This is a genomic window from Janthinobacterium sp. 67, from assembly GCF_002797895.1.
In the GTDB taxonomy this organism is placed as follows: Bacteria; Pseudomonadota; Gammaproteobacteria; order Burkholderiales; family Burkholderiaceae_D; genus Janthinobacterium.
Window position 1 is genome coordinate 5,939,983 of sequence record NZ_PGES01000001.1, and the last position, 19,265, is coordinate 5,959,247.

19 protein-coding genes are annotated in these 19,265 nt (G+C 63.6%); 13 read left to right on the forward strand and 6 right to left on the reverse strand.

Going from position 1 to position 19,265, the window contains the following annotated elements:
* Positions 1-31 precede the first annotated feature (31 nt).
* Positions 32-262 carry a type II toxin-antitoxin system RelB/DinJ family antitoxin gene (locus tag CLU90_RS26665; RefSeq protein ID WP_050554911.1) on the reverse strand — a complete coding sequence of 77 codons (231 nt, stop codon included), beginning with the start codon at positions 260-262 and terminating at the stop codon, positions 32-34.
* Between the two features lie 640 nt (positions 263-902).
* Here CLU90_RS26665 and CLU90_RS26675 point away from each other — a divergent pair.
* From CLU90_RS26675 to CLU90_RS29515, 4 genes are all read left to right on the forward strand, one after another.
* Entirely contained in the window at positions 903-1,733 is an 831-nt protein-coding gene (locus tag CLU90_RS26675; RefSeq protein ID WP_004883049.1) for a DUF932 domain-containing protein, read from the forward strand.
* Positions 1,734-1,813: 80 nt separating this feature from the next.
* Positions 1,814-3,880, forward strand: coding sequence for a ParB/RepB/Spo0J family partition protein (locus CLU90_RS26680; protein ID WP_004883050.1), 2,067 nt, complete (start codon positions 1,814-1,816; stop codon positions 3,878-3,880).
* A gap of 810 nt (positions 3,881-4,690) precedes the next feature.
* Positions 4,691-5,005, forward strand: coding sequence for a DUF736 domain-containing protein (locus CLU90_RS26695; RefSeq protein ID WP_004883051.1), 315 nt, complete (start codon positions 4,691-4,693; stop codon positions 5,003-5,005).
* Positions 5,006-5,092: 87 nt separating this feature from the next.
* Positions 5,093-5,311, forward strand: coding sequence for a hypothetical protein (locus CLU90_RS29515; protein WP_103790875.1), 219 nt, complete (start codon positions 5,093-5,095; stop codon positions 5,309-5,311).
* Here the strand turns inward: CLU90_RS29515 and CLU90_RS26700 are convergent.
* Positions 5,308-5,601: a helix-turn-helix domain-containing protein gene (locus CLU90_RS26700; RefSeq protein WP_064717570.1), complete on the reverse strand. Its 294-nt coding sequence runs from the start codon at positions 5,599-5,601 to the stop codon at positions 5,308-5,310. The genes CLU90_RS29515 and CLU90_RS26700 overlap by 4 nt on opposite strands.
* A 319-nt stretch (positions 5,602-5,920) precedes the next feature.
* Between CLU90_RS26700 and CLU90_RS30225 the strand changes: the two genes are divergently transcribed.
* From CLU90_RS30225 to CLU90_RS26755, 9 genes are all read left to right on the forward strand, one after another.
* Positions 5,921-6,271 (forward strand): DUF2958 domain-containing protein, encoded by a 351-nt coding sequence (locus tag CLU90_RS30225; RefSeq protein ID WP_028699139.1) that lies wholly within the window; start codon positions 5,921-5,923, stop codon positions 6,269-6,271.
* 343 nt (positions 6,272-6,614) lie between these two features.
* Positions 6,615-7,382 carry a DUF2285 domain-containing protein gene (locus CLU90_RS26710; RefSeq protein ID WP_004883055.1) on the forward strand — a complete coding sequence of 256 codons (768 nt, stop codon included), beginning with the start codon at positions 6,615-6,617 and terminating at the stop codon, positions 7,380-7,382.
* A gap of 112 nt (positions 7,383-7,494) precedes the next feature.
* Complete coding sequence (locus CLU90_RS26715) at positions 7,495-7,779, forward strand: helix-turn-helix transcriptional regulator (protein WP_004883058.1); 285 nt, start codon at positions 7,495-7,497, stop codon at positions 7,777-7,779.
* Between the two features lie 26 nt (positions 7,780-7,805).
* Positions 7,806-8,648, forward strand: a complete 843-nt coding sequence (locus CLU90_RS26720) for a replication initiator protein A (protein ID WP_100429575.1) — start codon at positions 7,806-7,808, stop codon at positions 8,646-8,648.
* A gap of 265 nt (positions 8,649-8,913) precedes the next feature.
* Positions 8,914-9,552, forward strand: coding sequence for a ParA family partition ATPase (parA, locus tag CLU90_RS26730; RefSeq protein WP_100185502.1), 639 nt, complete (start codon positions 8,914-8,916; stop codon positions 9,550-9,552).
* Positions 9,549-9,824, forward strand: coding sequence for a chromosome partitioning protein ParB (locus tag CLU90_RS26735; protein ID WP_100185503.1), 276 nt, complete (start codon positions 9,549-9,551; stop codon positions 9,822-9,824). Before parA ends, CLU90_RS26735 begins: the two co-directional genes overlap by 4 nt.
* Positions 9,821-10,366, forward strand: coding sequence for a DUF2840 domain-containing protein (locus tag CLU90_RS26740; protein WP_100185504.1), 546 nt, complete (start codon positions 9,821-9,823; stop codon positions 10,364-10,366). The genes CLU90_RS26735 and CLU90_RS26740 overlap by 4 nt, the downstream gene beginning before the upstream one ends.
* The gene (locus tag CLU90_RS26745; protein ID WP_100185505.1) at positions 10,363-10,962 is read left to right on the forward strand and encodes a S26 family signal peptidase; all 600 of its coding nucleotides are present in this window, start codon (positions 10,363-10,365) and stop codon (positions 10,960-10,962) included. The genes CLU90_RS26740 and CLU90_RS26745 overlap by 4 nt, the downstream gene beginning before the upstream one ends.
* A gap of 436 nt (positions 10,963-11,398) precedes the next feature.
* A complete protein-coding gene (locus tag CLU90_RS26755; protein WP_100429576.1) occupies positions 11,399-13,381 on the forward strand; it encodes a relaxase/mobilization nuclease domain-containing protein in 1,983 nt (660 codons plus the stop codon).
* Here CLU90_RS26755 and CLU90_RS26760 read toward each other — a convergent pair.
* The 4 genes from CLU90_RS26760 to CLU90_RS26775 all read right to left on the reverse strand — a co-directional run bounded on the left by CLU90_RS26760 (position 13,374) and on the right by CLU90_RS26775 (position 19,244).
* Positions 13,374-14,996: a patatin-like phospholipase family protein gene (locus CLU90_RS26760; protein ID WP_232731342.1), complete on the reverse strand. Its 1,623-nt coding sequence runs from the start codon at positions 14,994-14,996 to the stop codon at positions 13,374-13,376. The two genes, CLU90_RS26755 and CLU90_RS26760, sit on opposite strands and share 8 nt — an antisense overlap.
* The gene (locus CLU90_RS26765; protein ID WP_036412908.1) at positions 14,993-15,610 is read right to left on the reverse strand and encodes a DUF3313 family protein; all 618 of its coding nucleotides are present in this window, start codon (positions 15,608-15,610) and stop codon (positions 14,993-14,995) included. Before CLU90_RS26765 ends, CLU90_RS26760 begins: the two co-directional genes overlap by 4 nt.
* A gap of 12 nt (positions 15,611-15,622) precedes the next feature.
* A complete protein-coding gene (locus CLU90_RS26770) occupies positions 15,623-15,958 on the reverse strand; it encodes a DMT family transporter (RefSeq protein WP_080750184.1) in 336 nt (111 codons plus the stop codon).
* 169 nt (positions 15,959-16,127) lie between these two features.
* On the reverse strand, positions 16,128-19,244 hold the full coding sequence (locus tag CLU90_RS26775; protein ID WP_100429258.1) for an efflux RND transporter permease subunit: 3,117 nt from the start codon (positions 19,242-19,244) through the stop codon (positions 16,128-16,130).
* Between the last annotated feature and the right edge of the window lie 21 nt (positions 19,245-19,265).

A 19,265-nucleotide genomic window follows, 5' to 3' on the forward strand; every position in this document is an offset into this window, starting at 1 on the left:
AACGATTTGCGGGCCTTGCCTCAGCGCAACCTTATGGTGCCTTCCGATCAGAATCGGACGACACACGATTGATGTCAAAGGGGAGTGCCTTATCTGCCGCGATTCGGGTCAGCAGCATCCGAATCGCATCCGAAATTGATAACCCCATTTCAGCCAGAACAACAGTTGCGGCTTCTTTAATCTGCCCGTCAATCCGGGCACGAACGACGTCGTTACTTGCCATTGTTGCGCTCACAATAGATGTAGCTACATTGTGGCTCATAAGTACTATTGCGTCACTTACATTTTGTTGTGAACAGTAGAGCATCCCGGCGTGCCGCCGTCGGGCTCGCGGGCGTTGCCCCGCGCCTCGTGCCGAGTCGCGGCCATGCGGCTTTGATCCCTGATGCCTCCGGCCGTCTCTTCGCTCCTGGCCTGCGCGCGGCGCTTGCCCTCCAGGGGATCGGCTGGACAGCCCATCCCCGCCGCGCCTTGCTTGGCGCCCCTCGCATGCACCGAACAGGTTGCACCTGATCGACCAACAGCCATCCAGCTAGGCGTGCCGCTGGCACGCAGGGGCGCTCGCCGCGCGGCGTTGGTTTCAGCGCACCCCCTGGCCCATTGGCCGCTGTTCGTCTTTCCCCAAGTTCATCGCTTTTTCCCGCGACCGTAGCCCGCGGTGCCTGGCCGTCAAGGCGCGCAGGGCCGAGTCCTCGCTGCGCTGCGGGCCGCACCAACCCTGCGCTTCTCCCTTGACGGCCAGTCCCTCGCTGGCCCGGTTTTTCGCGGGCGATGAACTCAGGAAAGACGGCGGCAAACAGGACCGGCCCAGGTCTCTGCGCCGAACCAACCGAAGCCACAACGGGCTCCGAATCTTGGAATCCGGTCAGCTTTGAAACCACAGCAACTCATTGGAGAAAACCATGCAACTCGCATCTCGATTCGCTTCCCATTCCCCGACGCTGCGCAGTGACTACCCGCTGTCCGACGACCAAATCCGCCGCGTAGCCCCGTCCATCTTCGCGGAGGCCCCGCACGATAGCCGCTCCGAACGGTACGCCTACATTCCCACCGCCGCCGTGCTGGCGGAACTGCGCAAGGAAGGGTTTGAACCCTTCATGGCAGCGCAAACCCGCGTGCGGCACGACGACCGCCGCGACTACACCAAACACATGATTCGCCTGCGCCATGCCAGTCAGATCAACGGCGCGGAAGCCAATGAAATCGTGCTGCTGAACTCGCACGACGGCACCAGCAGCTATCAGATGCTGGCCGGAATGTTCCGGTTCGTTTGCAGCAATGGCCTTGTGTGCGGCGATACCGTGGCCGATGTGCGCGTGCCGCACAAGGGCGACGTGGCCGGTTCTGTCATCGAAGGCGCTTTCGAGGTGTTGAGCGGCTTCGAACGCGTGAAGGAATCCCGCGACCTGATGCGCGCTATCACGCTGGACGAAGGCGAAGCCGAAGTGTTCGCCCGTTCCGCGCTGGCCCTCAAGTACGACCCCACCGATAACAAGCCCGCGCCCATCACGGAAAGCCAAATCCTGATGCCGCGCCGGTTCGACGACCGCCGCCCGGACTTGTGGAGCGTGTTCAACCGCACCCAAGAAAACCTGACCAAAGGCGGATTGCATGGCCGCAGCGCCAACGGACGCCGCCAGCAGACCCGCCCCGTGCAGGGCATTGATTCCGATGTGCGCCTCAATCGCGCCCTCTGGATGTTGGCCGATGGCCTGCGCCAGTTGAAGGCCTGATTCCCCACGCGGCAGGGGCAGGCAGCAGCCCTTGCCGCTTTCTTCGCTGCTGCATCCCTGAACCGATAGGAGTTATCACCATGAACGCCATTACCCAAACCGAAGCCCGCGCCCTCAACACCGCCGCCGCTATCCCGCTGGAAGCCGCCGACCCGACCAAGAACCTGATTTTGGTTCCGCTGTCGCGGCTGGTGTCGCGTCCTGCTGGCCGCAACGTGCGCAAGACCCCGCGCATGTCCATTCCCGAACTCGCCGCGAGCATTCAGCGTGTCGGCCTGCTGCAAAACCTCATCGTCATTGCCGCCGCCGATGGCGAGCATTACGAAGTCGTGGCCGGTGGCCGCAGGCTGGCCGCGTTGAAGCTGCTGGCGAAGAAGCGCCGCATCAGCAAGGAATGGGAAGTGCCTTGCCTGTTGGTGGCCGATGGCACCGCCCGCACGGCCAGCCTCACCGAGAACGTGCAGCGCGAAGCCATGCACCCCGCCGACCAGTTCGAGGCATTCGCCGCGCTGGTGGCCGAAGGCCGACCCATCGAGGACATAGCCGCCGATTTCAGCGTCACGCCGCTGGTGGTGCAGCGCCGCTTGAAGCTGGCGAACGTCTCGCCCCGGCTGCTGGCCGACTACCGCGCCGAAGCCGTGACGCTCGATCAGTTGATGGCCCTTGCCATCACCGACGACCACGCCGCGCAGGAAACCGCGTTCTACGACGCGCCGACGTGGCAGCGCAACCCTTCCCAATTGCGCGACCGCCTCACCGAGCGCGAGATTGACGCATACCGGCATCCGCTGGTGCGTTTCGTGGGGCTGGATACCTACGGAGCCGCAGGCGGTGGTGTGCGCCGTGACCTGTTCGCGGAAGGTGACGCGGGCGTGTATCTGACCGATGCCGCGCTGCTGGAACGGCTGGCGCAAGACAAGCTGGCAGGTATCGCCGCCGAGGTGAAGGACGAAGGCTGGGCGTGGGTGGATGCCACCCCCGCCGTGACCCATGCCGACCTGCACGCCTTCCAGCGTGCGCCGAGGGAGCGCCGCGAACCGAACAAGCGCGAAGCGCAGCGCATCGAGAAGCTGCAAACCAAGATGCACGAACTGGCCGCCGCCGTGGATGACGCGCTTGATACCGAAGACGAGGAAAAGGCCGATGCCTTGCAGGAAGAAGGCGAAGCCGTGGGCGAGCAGTTGCAGGCGCTGGAAGATGGCTTGCAGGACTACGGCACGACCGTGAAGGCCGCAGCCGGTGCCATCGTCACCATCGACCGCAACGGGCAGGCAGTGATTCATCGCGGGTTGATGCGCGAGGCCGAGGCCAAGGCGCTGCGCACACTGGAACGCCTGCGCCAAGGTTTCGGCAGCGAAAGCGAAGCCGGGAACGACGACGAAGGCGAGGACGACGAGCAGCCCAAGACCGCCGCCATGTCCGACAAGCTGGCGCAGCGGTTGAGCGCCCACCGCACCGCCGCGCTGCAAATCGAAGTCGCCCGGCATCCGCAAGTGGCGCTGGCCGCGCTGGTGCATGGCATGGTGCAGACCGTCTTGCAGGGCAGCCACTACGGCCACGACTTGCCGCTGGGCGTGAGCCTGAAAGCGCAAGACCGGCTGGAAGGCATCGCCCCGGATATACCGGATTCGCCCGCCGCCGTGGCGCTGCGCGAGTTGCAGCAGGTAGCAGGCGAAGGCTTGCCGGAGGACAGCGCCGAACTGTTCGCCGTGCTGCTAGCGAAGTCGCAAGATGAACTGGTGCGGCTGCTGGCGATATCCGTGGCCGTCACGGTGGACGTGGTGACACCCCGCGCCACGCCGCAGCAACCGGGCGCGGAACTGGCGCAGGCTGTCGGCTTGGACATGGCCGCATGGTGGAAGCCCACCAATGAGGGTTATTTCCGGCATGTGCCGAAGGCCGCGATTCTGGAAGCCGTGGAGCAGTACGCCCCGGCGCACGTCACCCGGCTGGCGAAGTTGAAGAAGGCCGACATTGCCAGCGAAGCCGAGCGGCTGGCCGATGGCACCGGCTGGATGCCTGCCATCTTCAAGGCCGAAGGCACCGACGACACCACGGCGCAGGATGCGCCGCAGGCGGTGACGAACGACGAGCCGGAAGCCATCGACAACGACGACGAGCAGCAGGCCCACGCACTCGCCGCCTGACCTTCACCACCACCGAGCGCCCCGGTTTCGGCCGGGGCGCTTCGCTGTTCCATCAGCATCGGCCCCAGGCCGTTCCGCCCTGGTGCCGATGGTCAAAAATCCGGGCGCGGCGGTGGCCGCGCCCGGTTTCCAAGCCCAAAGCCAGAACGCCCCTTCGCCGCCTTCGGGCGGACGGCGAAGGGGCGGCGCACAAGTGACCTTGTGCGCGGGAAACCCTCGAAGCCCATAAGTGCGTCGGCGCACAGCGCCGACGACATTCCGAACGCGCCCCACCGCAATGGACGGGCGTGTGGGGCTACGCCCCGGCTTGCTGCCGCAGGTTGCACGAAAGCGTGCCGTCCTCGACGCTGGCGGTTCGTCGCCTGTACGTCACGAAGGACGGTTCACCGACACGCCGCCCGGCCTTGCAATGGAGCTTCCACGCCACGCCTCACGCAAAGGGCCGCAAGCAGCAGTAGGGACGCTTTCACCTTGTCGCTGGGCATTGTCCTTGCCCGTGTCAGGGCGCAGGCCGGTGAAGCCGTCGCGCGGGGATGCCGAGTCGGCCATGCCTCCATTCGGGAGCGGGCGGCCAGTACGTCCTTGTGTTGTTGTGAATCCTGGCGGTGGCTGGGCTTCATGGCCGCAACCTTCCAGCGAAAACAATTCCCCCTGCGCTGCGCGCATTCCTCGCGGGACAAATTCTTTTCGCTTCCAGGTTCTCCACGGTGTTGCGACCGCTGCGCGGTGCGGCCAGCCCATCCCCCGCCGGACGGATCACAACAAGGACGCACTGGCGCGACCTTGTTCAACCCGAAAGGAGAAATCATCATGGCTAACATCGGCACCTTCACCGCAGAGAAAGACGGCTTCACCGGCCAGCTCCGCACCCTGACCCTCAACTTCAAGGTCAAGCTGGTTCCCAACGACAAGGGCGAGAACGAAAGCGCCCCGGACTTCCGCCTGCAAGCGGCCGGCCACGACTTCGGCGCGGCGTGGAAGAAAACCAGCGAGGCCGGGCGGGATTACCTGTCGGTGGCCATCGACGATCCTTCATTCCCGGCGACGGTCTATGCCCGCCTGATCGAAGGCGAGAATGACACGCACGACCTCATCTGGTCGCGCAGCAAGCCCAAGGCGGCCTGACGGCCGCCCACCGCGCCCCGCCCATTGCGGCGGGGCGCGGTGCTGCTGATCGCAGCATCGCACGCACAGGGTTTCGGCAGTTGCCCCATGTCCCGCATGTCCAAGGCCAGCATTGCATTGGTGATGGTCGAATGGCTCGAAGCCCGTGGCAGTAGGAACAGCATGGCGTGTCGGCGCATTGCGCCGCCGGGCTTTCGGGCTGCGCCCCATGCCGCCAATGGCGTCATGTCCATTCGGCTTCAATCCCTCACGCCTTCGCGCCTGGCGGCGCTGCGCGCTCCGCTTGCGGGCATTCAGACGCGCTAGGGCGCGTCGCGCTCTTTCAGCACGGCCTCGAACTCCTGGCGCACCCGCGCCAGCAGTTCGTCGGCCTTGTGCGTGTCGTCGCCGGCGTAGGCCAGCGTCAACAGCGTCAGCGGATGCACTTCCATGACCTCGCACAGCTCGGTCAGCTTGTGCAGGGTCGGACTTTTCAAGTCGCGCTCCAGCGTACTCATATAGGTGCGGCTGGACACGTCGGAGAACGCTTCCTGGCTCAAGCCTCGCGCCTTCCTGACTGTCCGTATTGCCGTTGCCAATGAGTGTTTCGCTGTCACTAACTTGGTTTCCCCATAAAAACCAAGATGACAGCCCATTGCGCCCTATAGGGCTACAATCTATAGTGTTCATTCATGGCTGAAAGGCCCGCTTTCGTGCTTTTACGGAAATCCGCAGATGCGGATTCCGACAGAACCGGGGAATCGCATCCGTGTCTTTCCGGCTTCCGACAATTCCGCTTCGGCGCTTCTGTTCTTCTACGGATGCGATGGCTTGCACATCGGTGCTTCCACACGAATGCACGGATGCGTTTCGGCAGTTCTGCGCTTCGGCACCAAAGCGCATTCGCGCATCGTCGGTTTCGTGGAGAAGCTGCCCATGACCCTGCCGCTTGTCACCGCTGATGAACGCGCCCGGCTGCTGGCCCACGGCGCGGCGCTCGCCGCTGGTCAGCGGCTCGACCCGCTGCCCGTGGTGCGCTTGTTCACCCCGGACGCGCATGTGACCTGGCTGCTGGTGTCGCTCGACCCGGCGGATGGCGACACGGCCTACGGCCTGATCGACCTCGGTATCGGTATGCCTGAGCTCGGGATGGTCAAGCTGTCCGACCTGGCGGGCATCGTCGGGCCGCGCAAGCTGCCGGTGCGGCGGGATCGGTATTTCCAGGCGGTGCGCCCGTTATCGGAGTACGTCCGGCTGGCGCAGGAGAACGGCGCGATCACGGACTGATGAAAACCAGCGCGGCCTAGCCAGCCGGGGCGCATCGTGACTATTTCAATCTTGATCAAGACCGTGCAGGTCTGAATCCGCATTCTTGCACCGAAGTGGTGCGATCCTGTTGAAAACAGTCCTGATCTTGGGCGCGGGCTGCGGCACGGTGTTCGGTGCTGCGCGTCATTTTCCTGAAGGCGTAGCCGTCGCATTCAGACGATTTCCGCAACACGCAGAGCCAAATGGTCTTGACACCGACAGTTACAGCCTAACCAATTTTGATGACGACCTGATGGCATTTCGATAGTTCCCGCATCGCGGAAATCGTGGCGACGCATCCCAAACAGAGGGAGGTTTCGCCATGACTGATCGCAGCGCCGAACACTGGTATCCGACAGCGGCCTATCTCTACGTTCTGCACCTTGACGGCCCTGCGCTGGCGTGGGAATACCTGCGCCGAAATCCCGACTACCGCCGCGACTGGCTGCGCCGCCGCCGCCGGCCGGACACGGCGCAGGCGTGGGGCCTGCGCCTGCTGGAAGACCCAGCCCTGGATGCGCGCGACGCGCATCCGGCCTGGTTTCCCGATCACGATGCCGTCGTGCAGGTTTACCCGGACGATGACCCGCCACCCGAAGCCCATGCCTTCGAGTTCTGGCGCGTCCCTGGCCGCAAGCAACTGATCCACGACGGCAAGCGCCTGGTGCTGGTGTCGCATTGGCCCGGCTGCTGCCTGCGGCTCGCGCTCGCGCCGGGCCTGGAAGACGGCATGGCCTACCTCTACGCCACCCGCGCCTGCGCCACGCCCTGCGCGCGCTATCGCACGCTCGCGTCCGAGCTGGACGCATTGGCCGTGGCCACGGTTGCCACGCCTGCGGCGGCGGCCCGTTCCAGGCCCACGACGGCCGCGGTGCTGGAACTGCACACCTTGCAGACGCTCGACGCGACCCTGGCGGGCGCGTCATTGCGCGAAGTGGCCGAAGGGCTGTTCGGCGCCGATGCCGTCGCCGCCGACTGGCACAAGGACAGCGCCTTACGTGCCCGCGTGCGGCGGCTGGTACGTCGTGGCGATGCGCTGATGCGTGGCGGCTATCGCCGCCTGGCACAGCTTCCGCCGCCGTTGCAGTAGGGGGGGACGTTTCGCGTCCCCCGTAGATCGTCCCTTAGCAAGCAGCCTCGCTTTCTTGAAAGTGCCTCTAACCGGCCGCGTGGTGTGGCCGGGCTTGATGGAGGTACATCCCATGCGACCCGCTCCCTTGCGGCCTGCCGCCGCTGCTGTCGCTGCGCCTGCGCAGCCCCAACGCTACCTGACCAACGACGAAGCCGCCGAGTACCTGCGCCTGTCGCCACGCACGCTGGAGAAACAGCGCGTGATCGGCGGCGGCCCGAAGTTCCGCAAGTTCGGCCGCCGCGTCATGTACGCGGTGTCCGACCTCGATGCCTGGGCCGACCAGCGCAGCTACGAGGCGACTTCCGACCCGGAATATGCCGAACGCCACGCGGGCGATTACCGTGATGGCCGCTGATCGCTGGCGCGTGGGTGGCCGTCGCCATGTCCAGCCCGCCAGGGCAAGCCTTGCAGCGCGAACAGCTCGACCTGTTCCGCGCGCTGCCGGGCGACATGGCACCCCGCGACAGCCAGGACTTGATGGCCTTTCCGTTCTTCTCGCTGGCGAAGTCGCGGCGTACCGCGCCGATCGACTTCCGCGCCGGCGGCATCACCATCCGCGTGGAGGGTACGCAGGAGCACGGCATCGCAACGATATGGGATGCCGACCTGCTGATTTGGGCCGCCTCGCAGATCGTGGAGGCGCGCGACGCGGGCTTGCGCCCGTCGCGCTGGATACGCGCCACTCCCTACGAGATCCTGCGCTTCATCGGGCGCGGCACGTCCCTCAACGACTACCAGCGCCTGAAAGCCGCGCTCGACCGGCTGCAATCGACCACCGTGGCCACGTCCATCCGCGAAACCACGGGAAGACGATTGCATCGCTTCTCGTGGATCAACGAGTGGAAGGAGCTGGCCGATGCCAGCGGCGTGCCGCTGGGCATCGAACTGATCCTGCCGGACTGGTTCTATGCGGGCGTGCTCGATGCCGCCCTGGTGCTGACCATCGACCCAGCCTATTTCCGCTTGAAGGGCGGGATCGAACGCTGGCTGTACCGTCTGGTGCGCAAGCACGGCGGCAAGCAGCCGGGCGGCTGGCAATTCGACTTCCGGTACCTGCACCGCAAGTCGGGCAGCGCTGCGCGCTTCTCCGACTTCGCTTACGACCTGCGCGTCCTGGTGGCGCGGCAGTCGCTGCCCGGTTACGTCCTGGGCATCGAGCGGATGCCGGACGACGGAATGGAGCTACTGACGTTCCGGCCCGTGCTGCACACGGCACGGGGATAAGTCGGGGAAAAGGTGTGGACGGCCTCGTGCTATCAGGAGTACCGGGTATCGTGCTATCGGGAGTACGCCTATCGTGCTATCAGGAGTACGAAAACGCCGGGAAGCCAATAACGGCGCGGGTTTGCGGCCCCTCTAACTTCCCTAACAAGAAATACATAACTTGTAGTAGAAGCGCGCCGTTTCGGTGGACAACCGCGAAACGGCACGGCGAACAGCGTTTTGCACGGCAGGCAAAGCTTGGCTTTCCAGTCTGGAGGGCCACGCCATGATCGTCGCGCTGCTCAACCAGAAAGGCGGCGTCGGCAAGACCACGCTTGCCACACACATCGCCGGCGAGCTGGCGCTACACGGCCAGCATGTCGTCCTGCTCGATGCCGACCCGCAGGGTTCATCTCTGGACTGGACACAGCGCAGAAGTCAGCAAGGCTTGCCACGGCTGTTCAGCGCCGTGGGCCTAGCCCGCGAAACGCTGCATCAGGAAGCGCCAGAACTCGCCAGGCGGGCCGATCACGTCATCATCGACGGCCCGCCGCGCATCGCCGCCCTGGCGCGCTCCGCGCTGCTGGCGGCCGAGCGCGTGCTGATCCCGGTGCAGCCCAGCCCCTACGATCTGTGGGCCAGTGCCGAGATGGTGGCGCTGATCCGCGAGGCGCAGGTGTTCCGGCCTGCGCTGCGCGCGGCCTTCGTCATCAACCGGCGCGTCAGCACCACAGTGATCGGGCGCGAAGCGCGGCAATCGCTGGCTGAACAGCCGCTGCCCGCGCTGCGTTCGGAAGTGCATCAGCGCATCGTGTTCGCCGACAGCGTGGCCGCTGGCCGGCTCGCACGCGAGACAGCGCCCGACAGTGCCGCCGCCCGCGAGATCACCGCCCTGGTGGACGAACTGCTGCGGTGGCCGACATGACAGCGCAGCAGCCACCCAACAGCAAACGCACGGGCAAGCGCGTCGGCATCGGCGCGCGTCCGCCCGCGAATCCGCACGCCGAGGCGTGGATTCGTCAGGGCGATGCCGACGCGCTGGGCAAAGGCGACCTCTACACCGCGCGCCTGACCCTCGACATCACGCCCGCCATGCGGGCGCGCATCAAGGTGTTGGCCTTCACGCGAGGCGTGACCGTGGCCGACCTGCTGCGCGGTCTGCTGGAGCGGGAGTTTCCACCGGAGAACACACCATGACCGCATCCGCTTTGCCTGCCGCGAACGCGGCACCGGCTGCGCTGCCGCTGCATCCCGTAGCACTCGCCGGACAGGCCGGCAACGTGCCGCTGACGCGCGTTTCGTTGGCCTATCTCGAACACCGCTTCAAGCTCTACCTGCGCTTCGGCGAACCCGCACGCACGCTGCGCCTGGACGACTGGCGGCGCTGCGCGGTGTTCCTGCCGAGCGCGATGTTCTGCCGCATCCGCTGGCAGGCCAACGACTACGGCACGATCCGCTGGCAACTCATGGTGATGCAGGCTTGCACACCGCTGGACGCGGCGCAGCGCATCCCCGGCGTGCAGCCGGGTGCACGCTTGCTGCTGCACGCCGAAGGCGATGCCAACGTGCGCGCCGTGCTGGAACGTATCGACGGCATCGAGGCGCTGGGCATCGCCGCCATCGACGTGTCGCCCGCGTACTGGTGCACGCTGGGCAACCGTCTTGCGGCTCGCCTTGCGCTGCCCGAATACAACGCCGAGCGGCATACCGCCTGGCTGGCCGGGAAGGTGCTGCCATGACGGCCCCGACCACCACGGCCAACGCGCCCGCCGTACCACCGCGTCCTCGCTCACGCCTGCGCGCTCGCATCGTGCTGGCGACACTGGCCGCCATCGGCTTCGCTGCGCTGACCTGGGCGGCTTTCGTGTCGCCGCTGCCGCGTCTGACCTACAACCCGTCCGACAGCGTGGCGGTCGGTTGGTATCGCATTGACCCGTTCGACCCGCGCACCGCCTCATTGCCACGCCCGTTGTCCGTGGACAACATCGTGCTGGTGCCGCTTTCGGCCACGGCCGCCGCGCTCGCTGCGCAGCGCGGCTATCTGCCGACGCGCGTTCCGCTGCTCAAACGTGTGGGCGCGGTCGCGCCGCAACACGTCTGCATCGTCGCCGGTCAGGTACGCATCGACGGCGTGCCTTCCGCCGCCGTGCTGCCTGCCGACCGGCTGGGCCGGGCGCTGCCGTCCCTGCAACTTTGCCGCCGCCTCGAACCGGGCGAGCTGTTCCTGTTGAGCGTGACCAATCCAGCATCGTTCGACAGCCGTTACTTCGGCCCGGTCAGCGCATCCGCCGTGATCGGCATTGCGCATCCGGTGTGGCTGGAGATACGCCCATGATGGCCGCCGATTCGCTACGCTCCGGCGTGCCATCGGGCATGTCGTTCTCGCTGCTGCTGCCGTGTCGTCGCGGTTGCCGTGCTGGTGCATTCGCACCGCACGTCGCGCAGCATCCGGCGCAGCCGTCCAACGTGCAGGCGTCTTGCCTCGAACGCGCCCGGCCTGCGGCCATTGGCGCGTTCGCCGGCGCGCTGGCTGCTCACGCAGCAGCGCCGCCGGGCCGCCGGTGCCTGGAGCGACAGCGAAGGGCAAAGGCGGAAGGCAAGACAAAAGGACGCGGCACTGGGCCGCGTCGAAAGCCTGTCTGCACATGGGGGGAACACAGCACGGAGCGGCTTTGCCGCCGTGCCGCGTTCGGCGCGAGGGTCGCGCCAATGCAGGCATGCCCGCGTGCTTCGCACGACAGGACACGCCTGAGCTTGCCGGGAGAATGGCGATGACCGACCGCCGCGACGACGATTTCCGGGTGCGCCCCAGCGCCCCGAAGAACCGGGGCAAGGGCCAGGGGCAGAGCTTCGTTTCCAAGGTGCTCAAGCAGGCTGGCAAAGCCAGCAGCGGCAAGTCGGCGGTGCGCCGTCCTGGGGCCGCAGGCACCGGCCAGCGCCCCGGCTCTCGGCTCGGGCGCGGCCACACGGCAGCGCGCTTCGCCGGGGCGAAGCTAACGCCCATGTCGCGGCGCGTGACCATCAAGACCTTGCTGGTCAATCACCAGCGGGCCAGCCCGCAGTCGCTCGCCAAACACCTGCGGTACGTCGAGCGCGACGGCGCGGGCCGCGATGGCGAACCTGGCCAGGCCTACGGACCGCAGTCCGACGAAGCCGACCTGGACGCCTTCAAGGAACGCTGCGCCGATGACCGCCACCATTTCCGCTTCATCGTGTCCCCCGAAGACGGCGTGGAGCTGGACGACCTGCGCACCTACACCCGCCATCTGGTGAACCGCATGGAAGCCGACCTGGGCACACGGCTGGATTGGGTCGCGGTCGATCACTGGAACACCGACAACCCGCATACCCACTTGATCGTGCGCGGGCGCGACGACACCGGCAAAGACCTCATCATCGCGGGCGACTACATCGCACACGGCTTTCGCCATCGGGCCGCCGAACTGGCGACCGAATGGCTGGGGCCGCGCACCGAACTGGAGATCCACCAGACCTTGGGGCGCGAGGTCGAACAGGAGCGATGGACGAGCCTCGATCGCACGCTGCAACGCGAGGCCGGCGAGGATAGCAGGGTGCGAATCGAACGCTTCAATGAGCCGGACTTACAACGCCAGCGCCTGCTGCTGATCGGCCGGCTGCAACGCTTGCAGCGCCTGGGCCTGGCCGACGAGGTGCAGCCCGGCACCTGGGCCGTCCATACAGACGCGGAGAAGACGTTGCGTGCACTGGGCGAGCGCGGCGACATCATCCGCACCATGCAGCGCGCCATGCGCGGCGAGCCGCGCGAGCTGGCGGTGTTCGAGCCAGGCGACGACGGCCGAACCATCCTCGGCCGCGTGGCCGCCAAGGGCTTGGCCGACGAGCTGCACGACCGGGGCTATCTGGTCATCGACGGCACGGATGGCAAGGCCCACTACGTCACGCTGAACGCCCGCGACGAGCTGGCGAACTACCCCACGGGCGCGGTGGTGGAAGTGAAGGGTTCGGCCGACGTGCGCGCCGCCGACAAGAACATCGCCGCGCTGGCGAGCGATGGCCTGTACCGCGCCGATCATCACCTGGCGATCGAGCAAGGCCGGGCAGTACCCGGACGCGACCCGCAGGAAGTTGTCGCCGCCCACGTCCGGCGGCTGGAAGCCCTGCGCCGGGCCGGCGTCGTGGAGCGCGTGGCCGAAGGGCTATGGAAGGTGCCGGACGACATGGCCGAGCGTGGCCGTCAGTACGACGCGCAACGGCTGGGCGGTGTGTCCGTGGAGCTGAAAACGCATCTGCCCATCGAGCGGCAGGTGCGCGTGATCGGCGCGACTTGGCTCGACCAACAATTGATCGGCGGCGGTCGTGGGCTGGGCGAACTGGGCTTTGGCGGCGACGCCAAGCAGGCTATGCAGCAGCGCGCCAACTTCCTGGCCGAACAAGGGCTAGCCGAGCGGCGCGGGCAGCGCGTGATCCTTGCCCGGAATCTGCTGGGCACGCTGCGCAGTCGGGAACTGGCACAAGCCGCCAAGGACATTGCGGCGGAAACCGGCCTGGAACATCGCTCTGTCACAGACGGCCAGCGCGTCGCCGGCATTTACCGGCGCTCCGTCATGCTCTCCAGCGGGCGCTACGCGATGCTCGATGACGGCATGGGGTTCAGCCTAGTGCCGTGGCGGCCGGTGATTGAGCCGCGGCTGGGGCAACAGCTTGCCGCCAAGGTTATCGGCGGAAGTGCCTCTTGGGAACTCGGACGAAAGCCCGGTATCGGTATCACTTAAATATCAAGGGGAGCTGAGTCCTAGGCACTGTCTGCTTGCCCGTCGAGATTCTTTTTAAAGATTCAATCAGCGCCAGAAACTCCTCGGATTGCCTCAGTGCTTCGCTTCCCGCAGTTTGCAGGTCCAAGACATCCTTGGCCTCGATTGTGAAGGCTGTGGGCACGCGTAGCAGCGAGTGCCGGATCTTGTCGTCCGGCACGTCGTTCAGACTTACGCTTACTACATGGATTTCTGCGTCAGCTGCAAAGGGGCTGTCCGCTTGGCCACGGGTGCGAGCAATCTCGGAACGCCAGTGCTGCAGGTCGTCGTTAAGCATGGCCAGCGTCACCTGGGTCTCGCGAGCGCCTGCACCGAAGATCAGCGACTCAAGTACTTGCGTCGTACTGGGGACTCGGTCGCTACTGTCCACGCGCTCGCTCAGGCCGCGTTCGGAGTTCACAGTCACCAACACGAGTCGGCGCAGGCTTCCGGGCTTGACGTCCGAGAAGTTGGCGCTCATTGAGCCCGAGGCTACTAGCCGGTCTAGCATCAGACGTACGCCGAGGTTGTCGGAGACACCACCGTCTACGAGGTGGATAAAGGGCCGATCCTGCGCATTGCGGTAGCTGTCTATGCTGCTTTGCAGGATGCGTGATCTGAAATCTTGCCCACGGATAGGCAAAGATCGAAGAGGCGGCGGACAAGTATTCGCGTTGTTTCGTACCGTTACGGGCGACAGCAGCAGCGGCACTGCCGACGAGGCCGCCACCGCGAAAGACAGCGGCGTGGCATCGAGGTCGGAACAGATTAGCCGGAACTGCTCGGTAGTGAAATCGAAAGGGGCACCGGTAGTGAGGTCGGTTGCCGTGATCATCAGATCGGGCGCGCCCGGTCGTCGACGCACGTCACCAAAGGTGCGACCTTCGAAAAGTTCGTCCAGGCGTTGAGCCAAGATCTGGCTGCGTCCAAACCAAGGTGAAGTTAGTCGATAGAGACGCGCAGGCCAGAGAGCTTCACGTACGAGTCGCGCCTCAAAGGGTACAAGCAGAAAATCCGGTTCGAAACGAGTCAGCGTGGCATCGCCGAATGCCGCGAAATGCGCGGCAAGGATGCTGCCCCCCGACACGCCGCTGACCAAAGACACCTGGTCCAGCAGAGTTGTCTCCTGGCCCTCTAGAGCGAAGCGTGTGGCCTTGAGTTCGCGCAGCACGCCCAGGCCAAAGGCCGCCGCCCGCGCGCCTCCACCTGACAGTGTTACCGCGACAACGACCGGTTGGTTGACCTCTGGCGGCCGGATGCGTTGGTCGCCCTCGGCGGAAGCCACTAAGGTGGCCTCGGAAAGTGGTGGGTTGATCCAAGGACGGTAGGTGGAGCACCCTGTCAGAACTACCATCGCCATCGCGCAGGCCAAACCCAACCGCGTGGATCTACACGCCTCCAGTCGCTTTACCCCCGCAAATAGCATCGCGCAACCTCTCGAATAGAAAAGAACGAAAGGCCACGGCAATTTTGCGGTGGAACCGAGCGAATTCAGAATGATGCTGGCGATCCAAGAAAGGCACCCCACCAACCCTCTTAATGGGGTTTCTCGCACTTTGCTTGTGGCGCGCGCAGGTATGGAATAAATGCTATTCACGAGTCAGCACTTCTCCAAGCGCTATTGATCTGTTCAAGGCAGGTGGAGATTGCAGACTTTGCATGTCCGAGCAGTGTATAGGACCCTTTGAAATCAGCGAGAGCGTTGCCGTGCCCGAAGCAGCTAGCAGCAGCAACTCGACGACCTGTTTGTTCATCTACTGCCTCGAACTCCAAACTGGCTCCGCCGGTTGTCACTGGCCCAACAAGCAACGTCGTTAGGGTATTGACTGCTCGATTAGGTGTCTCAATGGTCGTAATTGCCACACGCACACGTATGCGGCCTGACGAGGAGGGAGCTTCGGACTTGGTTTGGAGGTGTCGCAGTTCACTGTTGACATGATCGAGAAGCTCACGCACTTGCTCCGAGTCAAGACCATCAATGCGTCCAGTTCCCGTCACTATCTGAGCACCCTCGACTACTATTTCCCGGTAATGACGGGGCTCAAAGCCAGGCGCTTTAAAGAGTAAAACGTTCTCGTACTTCGTTTTTTCCAATGCATCGTAATTACCAAGAAACGCAGATCTCGTCATTCCGTTTGATGCACAGCCAGACAAGGTCGCAGCAAGGCTTAGCACCAGAAGGAGCCGGGCCGGTGAAATAGAGGTATTCATAGAAAGTTTCGCTTATCCCATTTTCAAACAGACAATTCCGGAGACAACAAGCGCAATGCCGGCCCAACGTATCAAGGAAGCCGTGTCACCGAACACATACACACCCACAAGAAATGCACCTAGTGAACCGATGCCGGTCCAGACCGCATAGGCTGTTCCCATGGGAATATGCTTGAGTGATAGCCATAGGAAAAATCCACTGGCTGCCATACAGGCAACCGCAATGGCCGGCCCCACGTAGCGCATCGCCACATTGATTGCACCCAGCTTGAGGCCGAGTGGCCAACCTATTTCGAAAAGTCCAGCAAGCAGAAGCACTAGCCATGGATTCCACATCAGCGGGTTCATGTATTTCTCCAAATCTATTCAGAAAAACTTAGCCATCCAACCATCGACAAAATCGGCAGGTTGGCGACAGTTAGTTTTATTCCTAGAGTCTTTCCAATAACGCTGAATCAGCCCCCTGCGTTGCCCCAGCTACGGGACATGACGGGGCCTAACACGTTGATCAGATGGTTTAAATCGGCTGCGTCGGATGTCGCGTCGCTTCTTGACGCTGCTTTCTGCCGGGCCACTTCATCCCAAACAGCACTTCGTAGAGCAGCGGGATCAATCCCAGCGTCACGAGAGTGCCAAGCGCTAAGCCACCAATCATGGCGATGGCCATGCCCTTCCACAGCGGACCTGCAAACAACATCAGTGGCACCAGACCGGCGATACAGGTCACCTTCGTCATCACGATCGGACGCAGCCGCTGCATCGCCGCCCCCACCAGGGCCTCATGCCGCGCGAGCCCTTCCGCGAGGCCCTGTTCAATGCGTTCGAGCAGCAGAACAGCGTTGTTGACGATGATTCCAAAAAGCGCGAGCACACCAAAGGTCGCCATGAAGCTGAAAGGCGTCCCTGTCGCCTTCAATGCAATCACGACACCAATCAACGTGAACGGAATGGTTGCTAGGATGACGATCAGCTTGCGGAACGAGTTGAACTGCCAGATGAACAGCAGCAGCATCGCCAGAAGAGCAAACGGCATGTAGTGCGAAAGCGAAGCATTCGATTCAGCTGATTCTTCAATTTCTCCACCAAGCTCTATGGCATAGCCTGCAGGTAGTTCAATTGCGGCGATCCGAGGTGCGAGGTGATCCACGATCTCTTGCGCGGTGTATGCGGTGTTCTGCCCCTGAACTGTGACTGTACGAATGAGATTGCGGCGCTGGATCACAGACGGCTCGCTAGCGAGCGTGACATCGGCCACTTGCGCCAGGGAAACCGGCTGGCCACCCGACGCTGGATAGATGGTCGTCGAACCAACGTCCGCAGTGCTGCGCCGATCATTGGACGTCCCGCGCATCACGATTGGCACGCTGGTATCGCCATCTCGGATCACAGAGATCGACTGGCCGATGTAGCGGGTGCCAAGCCAGGCAGCTATGTCGTCGGTGGTGACGCCAGCACGTCGCGCACGATCTTGATCGACCCGAACATCGAGACGGCCGACACGGGTATCCCAGTTGTTCTTGATGTTGGCCGTACCTGGCAGCTCCCGTAGCGCGGACTCAATTTTCGCCGCCGCATTCATCAGCACCTCATGATCCGGCCCACTGACCCGGTAGACGGCTGTGCCGGCTTCGGTAGTGCCTAGCGAGAACCGCTGAGGCTCTGCGCGTACATCTCCATGATGCTGCGCGAAGTAAGCCCGAGTTCGGGCAATCACGACGTCAATGTTGGTGCCTGCCTTGACCGTCACGACAAAGTACGCGATGTTCGATGCTGGCAATGGGGGATTGAGCCCAAGGATGAAGCGCGGCCCACCGTCAGCGACGTAGCCAATGTGATCCGTGATTTCGGGGTTGATTTCTTGATCACCGAGCCAGCCGCTCACTTCCTTCACTTTGGCAAGAGTGAGCCGTGAATCCGTTCCAGGGGCGAGCTGCACCGGTATTTGGAATTGAACTCGGTCGGACTTCGGCAAGAAGTCGTATGGCAGTGTCGTGAATCCGTACAGAGCTACGGCCAATGCACCCGTCATCACACCAACGTAGATCGCCTTGTGGTCAAGCACCCACTCAAGCAACTTGCGATAGCCGCGATAGAAGCGTGTGTTGTAGGTTTGCGCGTCATTCGCCGGTTGATGATGCACTTTGGTGAAGTGGTAGCACAGCAGTGGAGTGACGGTCAGACACAACAGCCAAGATCCGAGTAACGTGAGCGCGAGGACAATGACGAGAGAGCGCAGATACTCACTCGTCGCACTCTGGCCGAAGAAGAACGGGGAGAAGGCGATGACGATAACCAATGAGGACGTCAGCAGCGGCAGTGCGAGGGTACGACCCGCTTCGAGACAAGCCTGTTTGCGGTCTTCACCGGCTGCCAAGCGCCGTTCAATGTCTTCGGCAATCACGATGCCGTTGTCTACCAAGAGCCCCAAAGCGATGATGATGGCTGCCATCGAAACACTTTGCAGCTCGATGTTCAGCGCGCGCATCACGATCAGTGCCCCCAGAATGGTAAGCGGCACGATCATCCCGACGATGAATCCTGTGCGCCATCCCAGGAAAAGGACGACGACGCCGAGCACGATGACAATCGTTTCGATCATCACCTGGTTCATCTTGCCCATTTCACGTTTGACGACGTCTGCCTGGAATGTCACATAGGAGAGCTCGAAACCTGCGGGCAGAAGTTTCTCAAGCTCGGCCACACGGGATTTGAGGGCTACGCCGAATTGCTCCACGTTCTGGCCCGAGGTCATGGACACTGCCATCACTACGGCAGGCTGGCCCTTATAGACTGCAGCAGACTCGGGAGGATCTGCAGGTTGTACCTGCACGCGCGCAAGCTCTCCCAGTGAGATTGAAGGAGCAGGCGAAGCACCGCGCGCACCCTGAGCTTGCGCCATCATGATCGGCAACGCGCGCAGCGAAGCGGCGTCGCGAACCTCTCCACTAACAGCCAGCGAAGCGTTGATGCCACCGATGGCGATTTGCCCGCCTGAAAGCACGACGTTTTGTTTAACGAGTTGATCGATCACCCCTTGTGGGGTCAATCCAAGCTGGGCTAGTTTTGGTCGATCAAATTCGAGATAGACGCGCTCTTCCTGCAAGCCGTAGAAGCTGATGCGATCAACGCCGGGAAGCGCGTATAGGCGATCGCGCATCTCTTTCAACGACACACGCATTTCGCCCATGGAGTAGCCCGGCGCGGTCACCGCAATGGAGGCCACGGCAACACGGCCGAAGTCGTCGTTGACAAATGGCCCCAACGTACCCTGTGGAAGCAGAGGCTGAGCATCGGCAACCTTCGCGCGAACGCGCTGCCATATGGGGGCTAGGTCGGTGTACCGCTCCCAGATCGTGACCTGTATGACGGCCCCGCCCGCGCGAACGGTTGTGGTTACACGCTTGACCTCGGCCAGCTCCCGCAAACGCTCCTCGATCGGACGCGCGATCAACTGCTCAACACGTTCGGCTGGCATGCCAGGGTTCAGAACGGCAACAACCGCATCTCGAATCGTGACCGATGGCTCTTCCTGCGAAGGGAAATTGAGAAACGTGGCAATGCCGGCAACAAGAATGATGACCGCGGCAAGGTAGGTGAGTCTGCTGGCGCGCAGCGCCATTTCTGTGATCTTCATAGCGAAGTCTTCCTGTAGCGG

What these genes read in the sequence shown, in the direction of transcription:
- CLU90_RS26715 (WP_004883058.1), top strand. Translation starts at nt 7,495, where the DNA reads ATGCGACCCGCTCCCTTGCGGCCTGCCGCCGCTGCTGTCGCTGCGCCT.
- CLU90_RS26745 (WP_100185505.1), top strand. Translation starts at nt 10,363, where the DNA reads ATGACGGCCCCGACCACCACGGCCAACGCGCCCGCCGTACCACCGCGT.
- CLU90_RS26680 (WP_004883050.1), top strand. Translation starts at nt 1,814, where the DNA reads ATGAACGCCATTACCCAAACCGAAGCCCGCGCCCTCAACACCGCCGCC.
- CLU90_RS26765 (WP_036412908.1), bottom strand. Translation starts at nt 15,610, where the DNA reads ATGAATACCTCTATTTCACCGGCCCGGCTCCTTCTGGTGCTAAGCCTT.
- CLU90_RS26775 (WP_100429258.1), bottom strand. Translation starts at nt 19,244, where the DNA reads ATGAAGATCACAGAAATGGCGCTGCGCGCCAGCAGACTCACCTACCTT.
- CLU90_RS26675 (WP_004883049.1), top strand. Translation starts at nt 903, where the DNA reads ATGCAACTCGCATCTCGATTCGCTTCCCATTCCCCGACGCTGCGCAGT.
- parA (WP_100185502.1), top strand. Translation starts at nt 8,914, where the DNA reads ATGATCGTCGCGCTGCTCAACCAGAAAGGCGGCGTCGGCAAGACCACG.
- CLU90_RS26710 (WP_004883055.1), top strand. Translation starts at nt 6,615, where the DNA reads ATGACTGATCGCAGCGCCGAACACTGGTATCCGACAGCGGCCTATCTC.
- CLU90_RS26665 (WP_050554911.1), bottom strand. Translation starts at nt 262, where the DNA reads ATGAGCCACAATGTAGCTACATCTATTGTGAGCGCAACAATGGCAAGT.
- CLU90_RS26770 (WP_080750184.1), bottom strand. Translation starts at nt 15,958, where the DNA reads ATGAACCCGCTGATGTGGAATCCATGGCTAGTGCTTCTGCTTGCTGGA.
- CLU90_RS26755 (WP_100429576.1), top strand. Translation starts at nt 11,399, where the DNA reads ATGACCGACCGCCGCGACGACGATTTCCGGGTGCGCCCCAGCGCCCCG.
- CLU90_RS26740 (WP_100185504.1), top strand. Translation starts at nt 9,821, where the DNA reads ATGACCGCATCCGCTTTGCCTGCCGCGAACGCGGCACCGGCTGCGCTG.
- CLU90_RS26735 (WP_100185503.1), top strand. Translation starts at nt 9,549, where the DNA reads ATGACAGCGCAGCAGCCACCCAACAGCAAACGCACGGGCAAGCGCGTC.
- CLU90_RS29515 (WP_103790875.1), top strand. Translation starts at nt 5,093, where the DNA reads ATGTCCCGCATGTCCAAGGCCAGCATTGCATTGGTGATGGTCGAATGG.
- CLU90_RS30225 (WP_028699139.1), top strand. Translation starts at nt 5,921, where the DNA reads ATGACCCTGCCGCTTGTCACCGCTGATGAACGCGCCCGGCTGCTGGCC.
- CLU90_RS26720 (WP_100429575.1), top strand. Translation starts at nt 7,806, where the DNA reads ATGTCCAGCCCGCCAGGGCAAGCCTTGCAGCGCGAACAGCTCGACCTG.
- CLU90_RS26695 (WP_004883051.1), top strand. Translation starts at nt 4,691, where the DNA reads ATGGCTAACATCGGCACCTTCACCGCAGAGAAAGACGGCTTCACCGGC.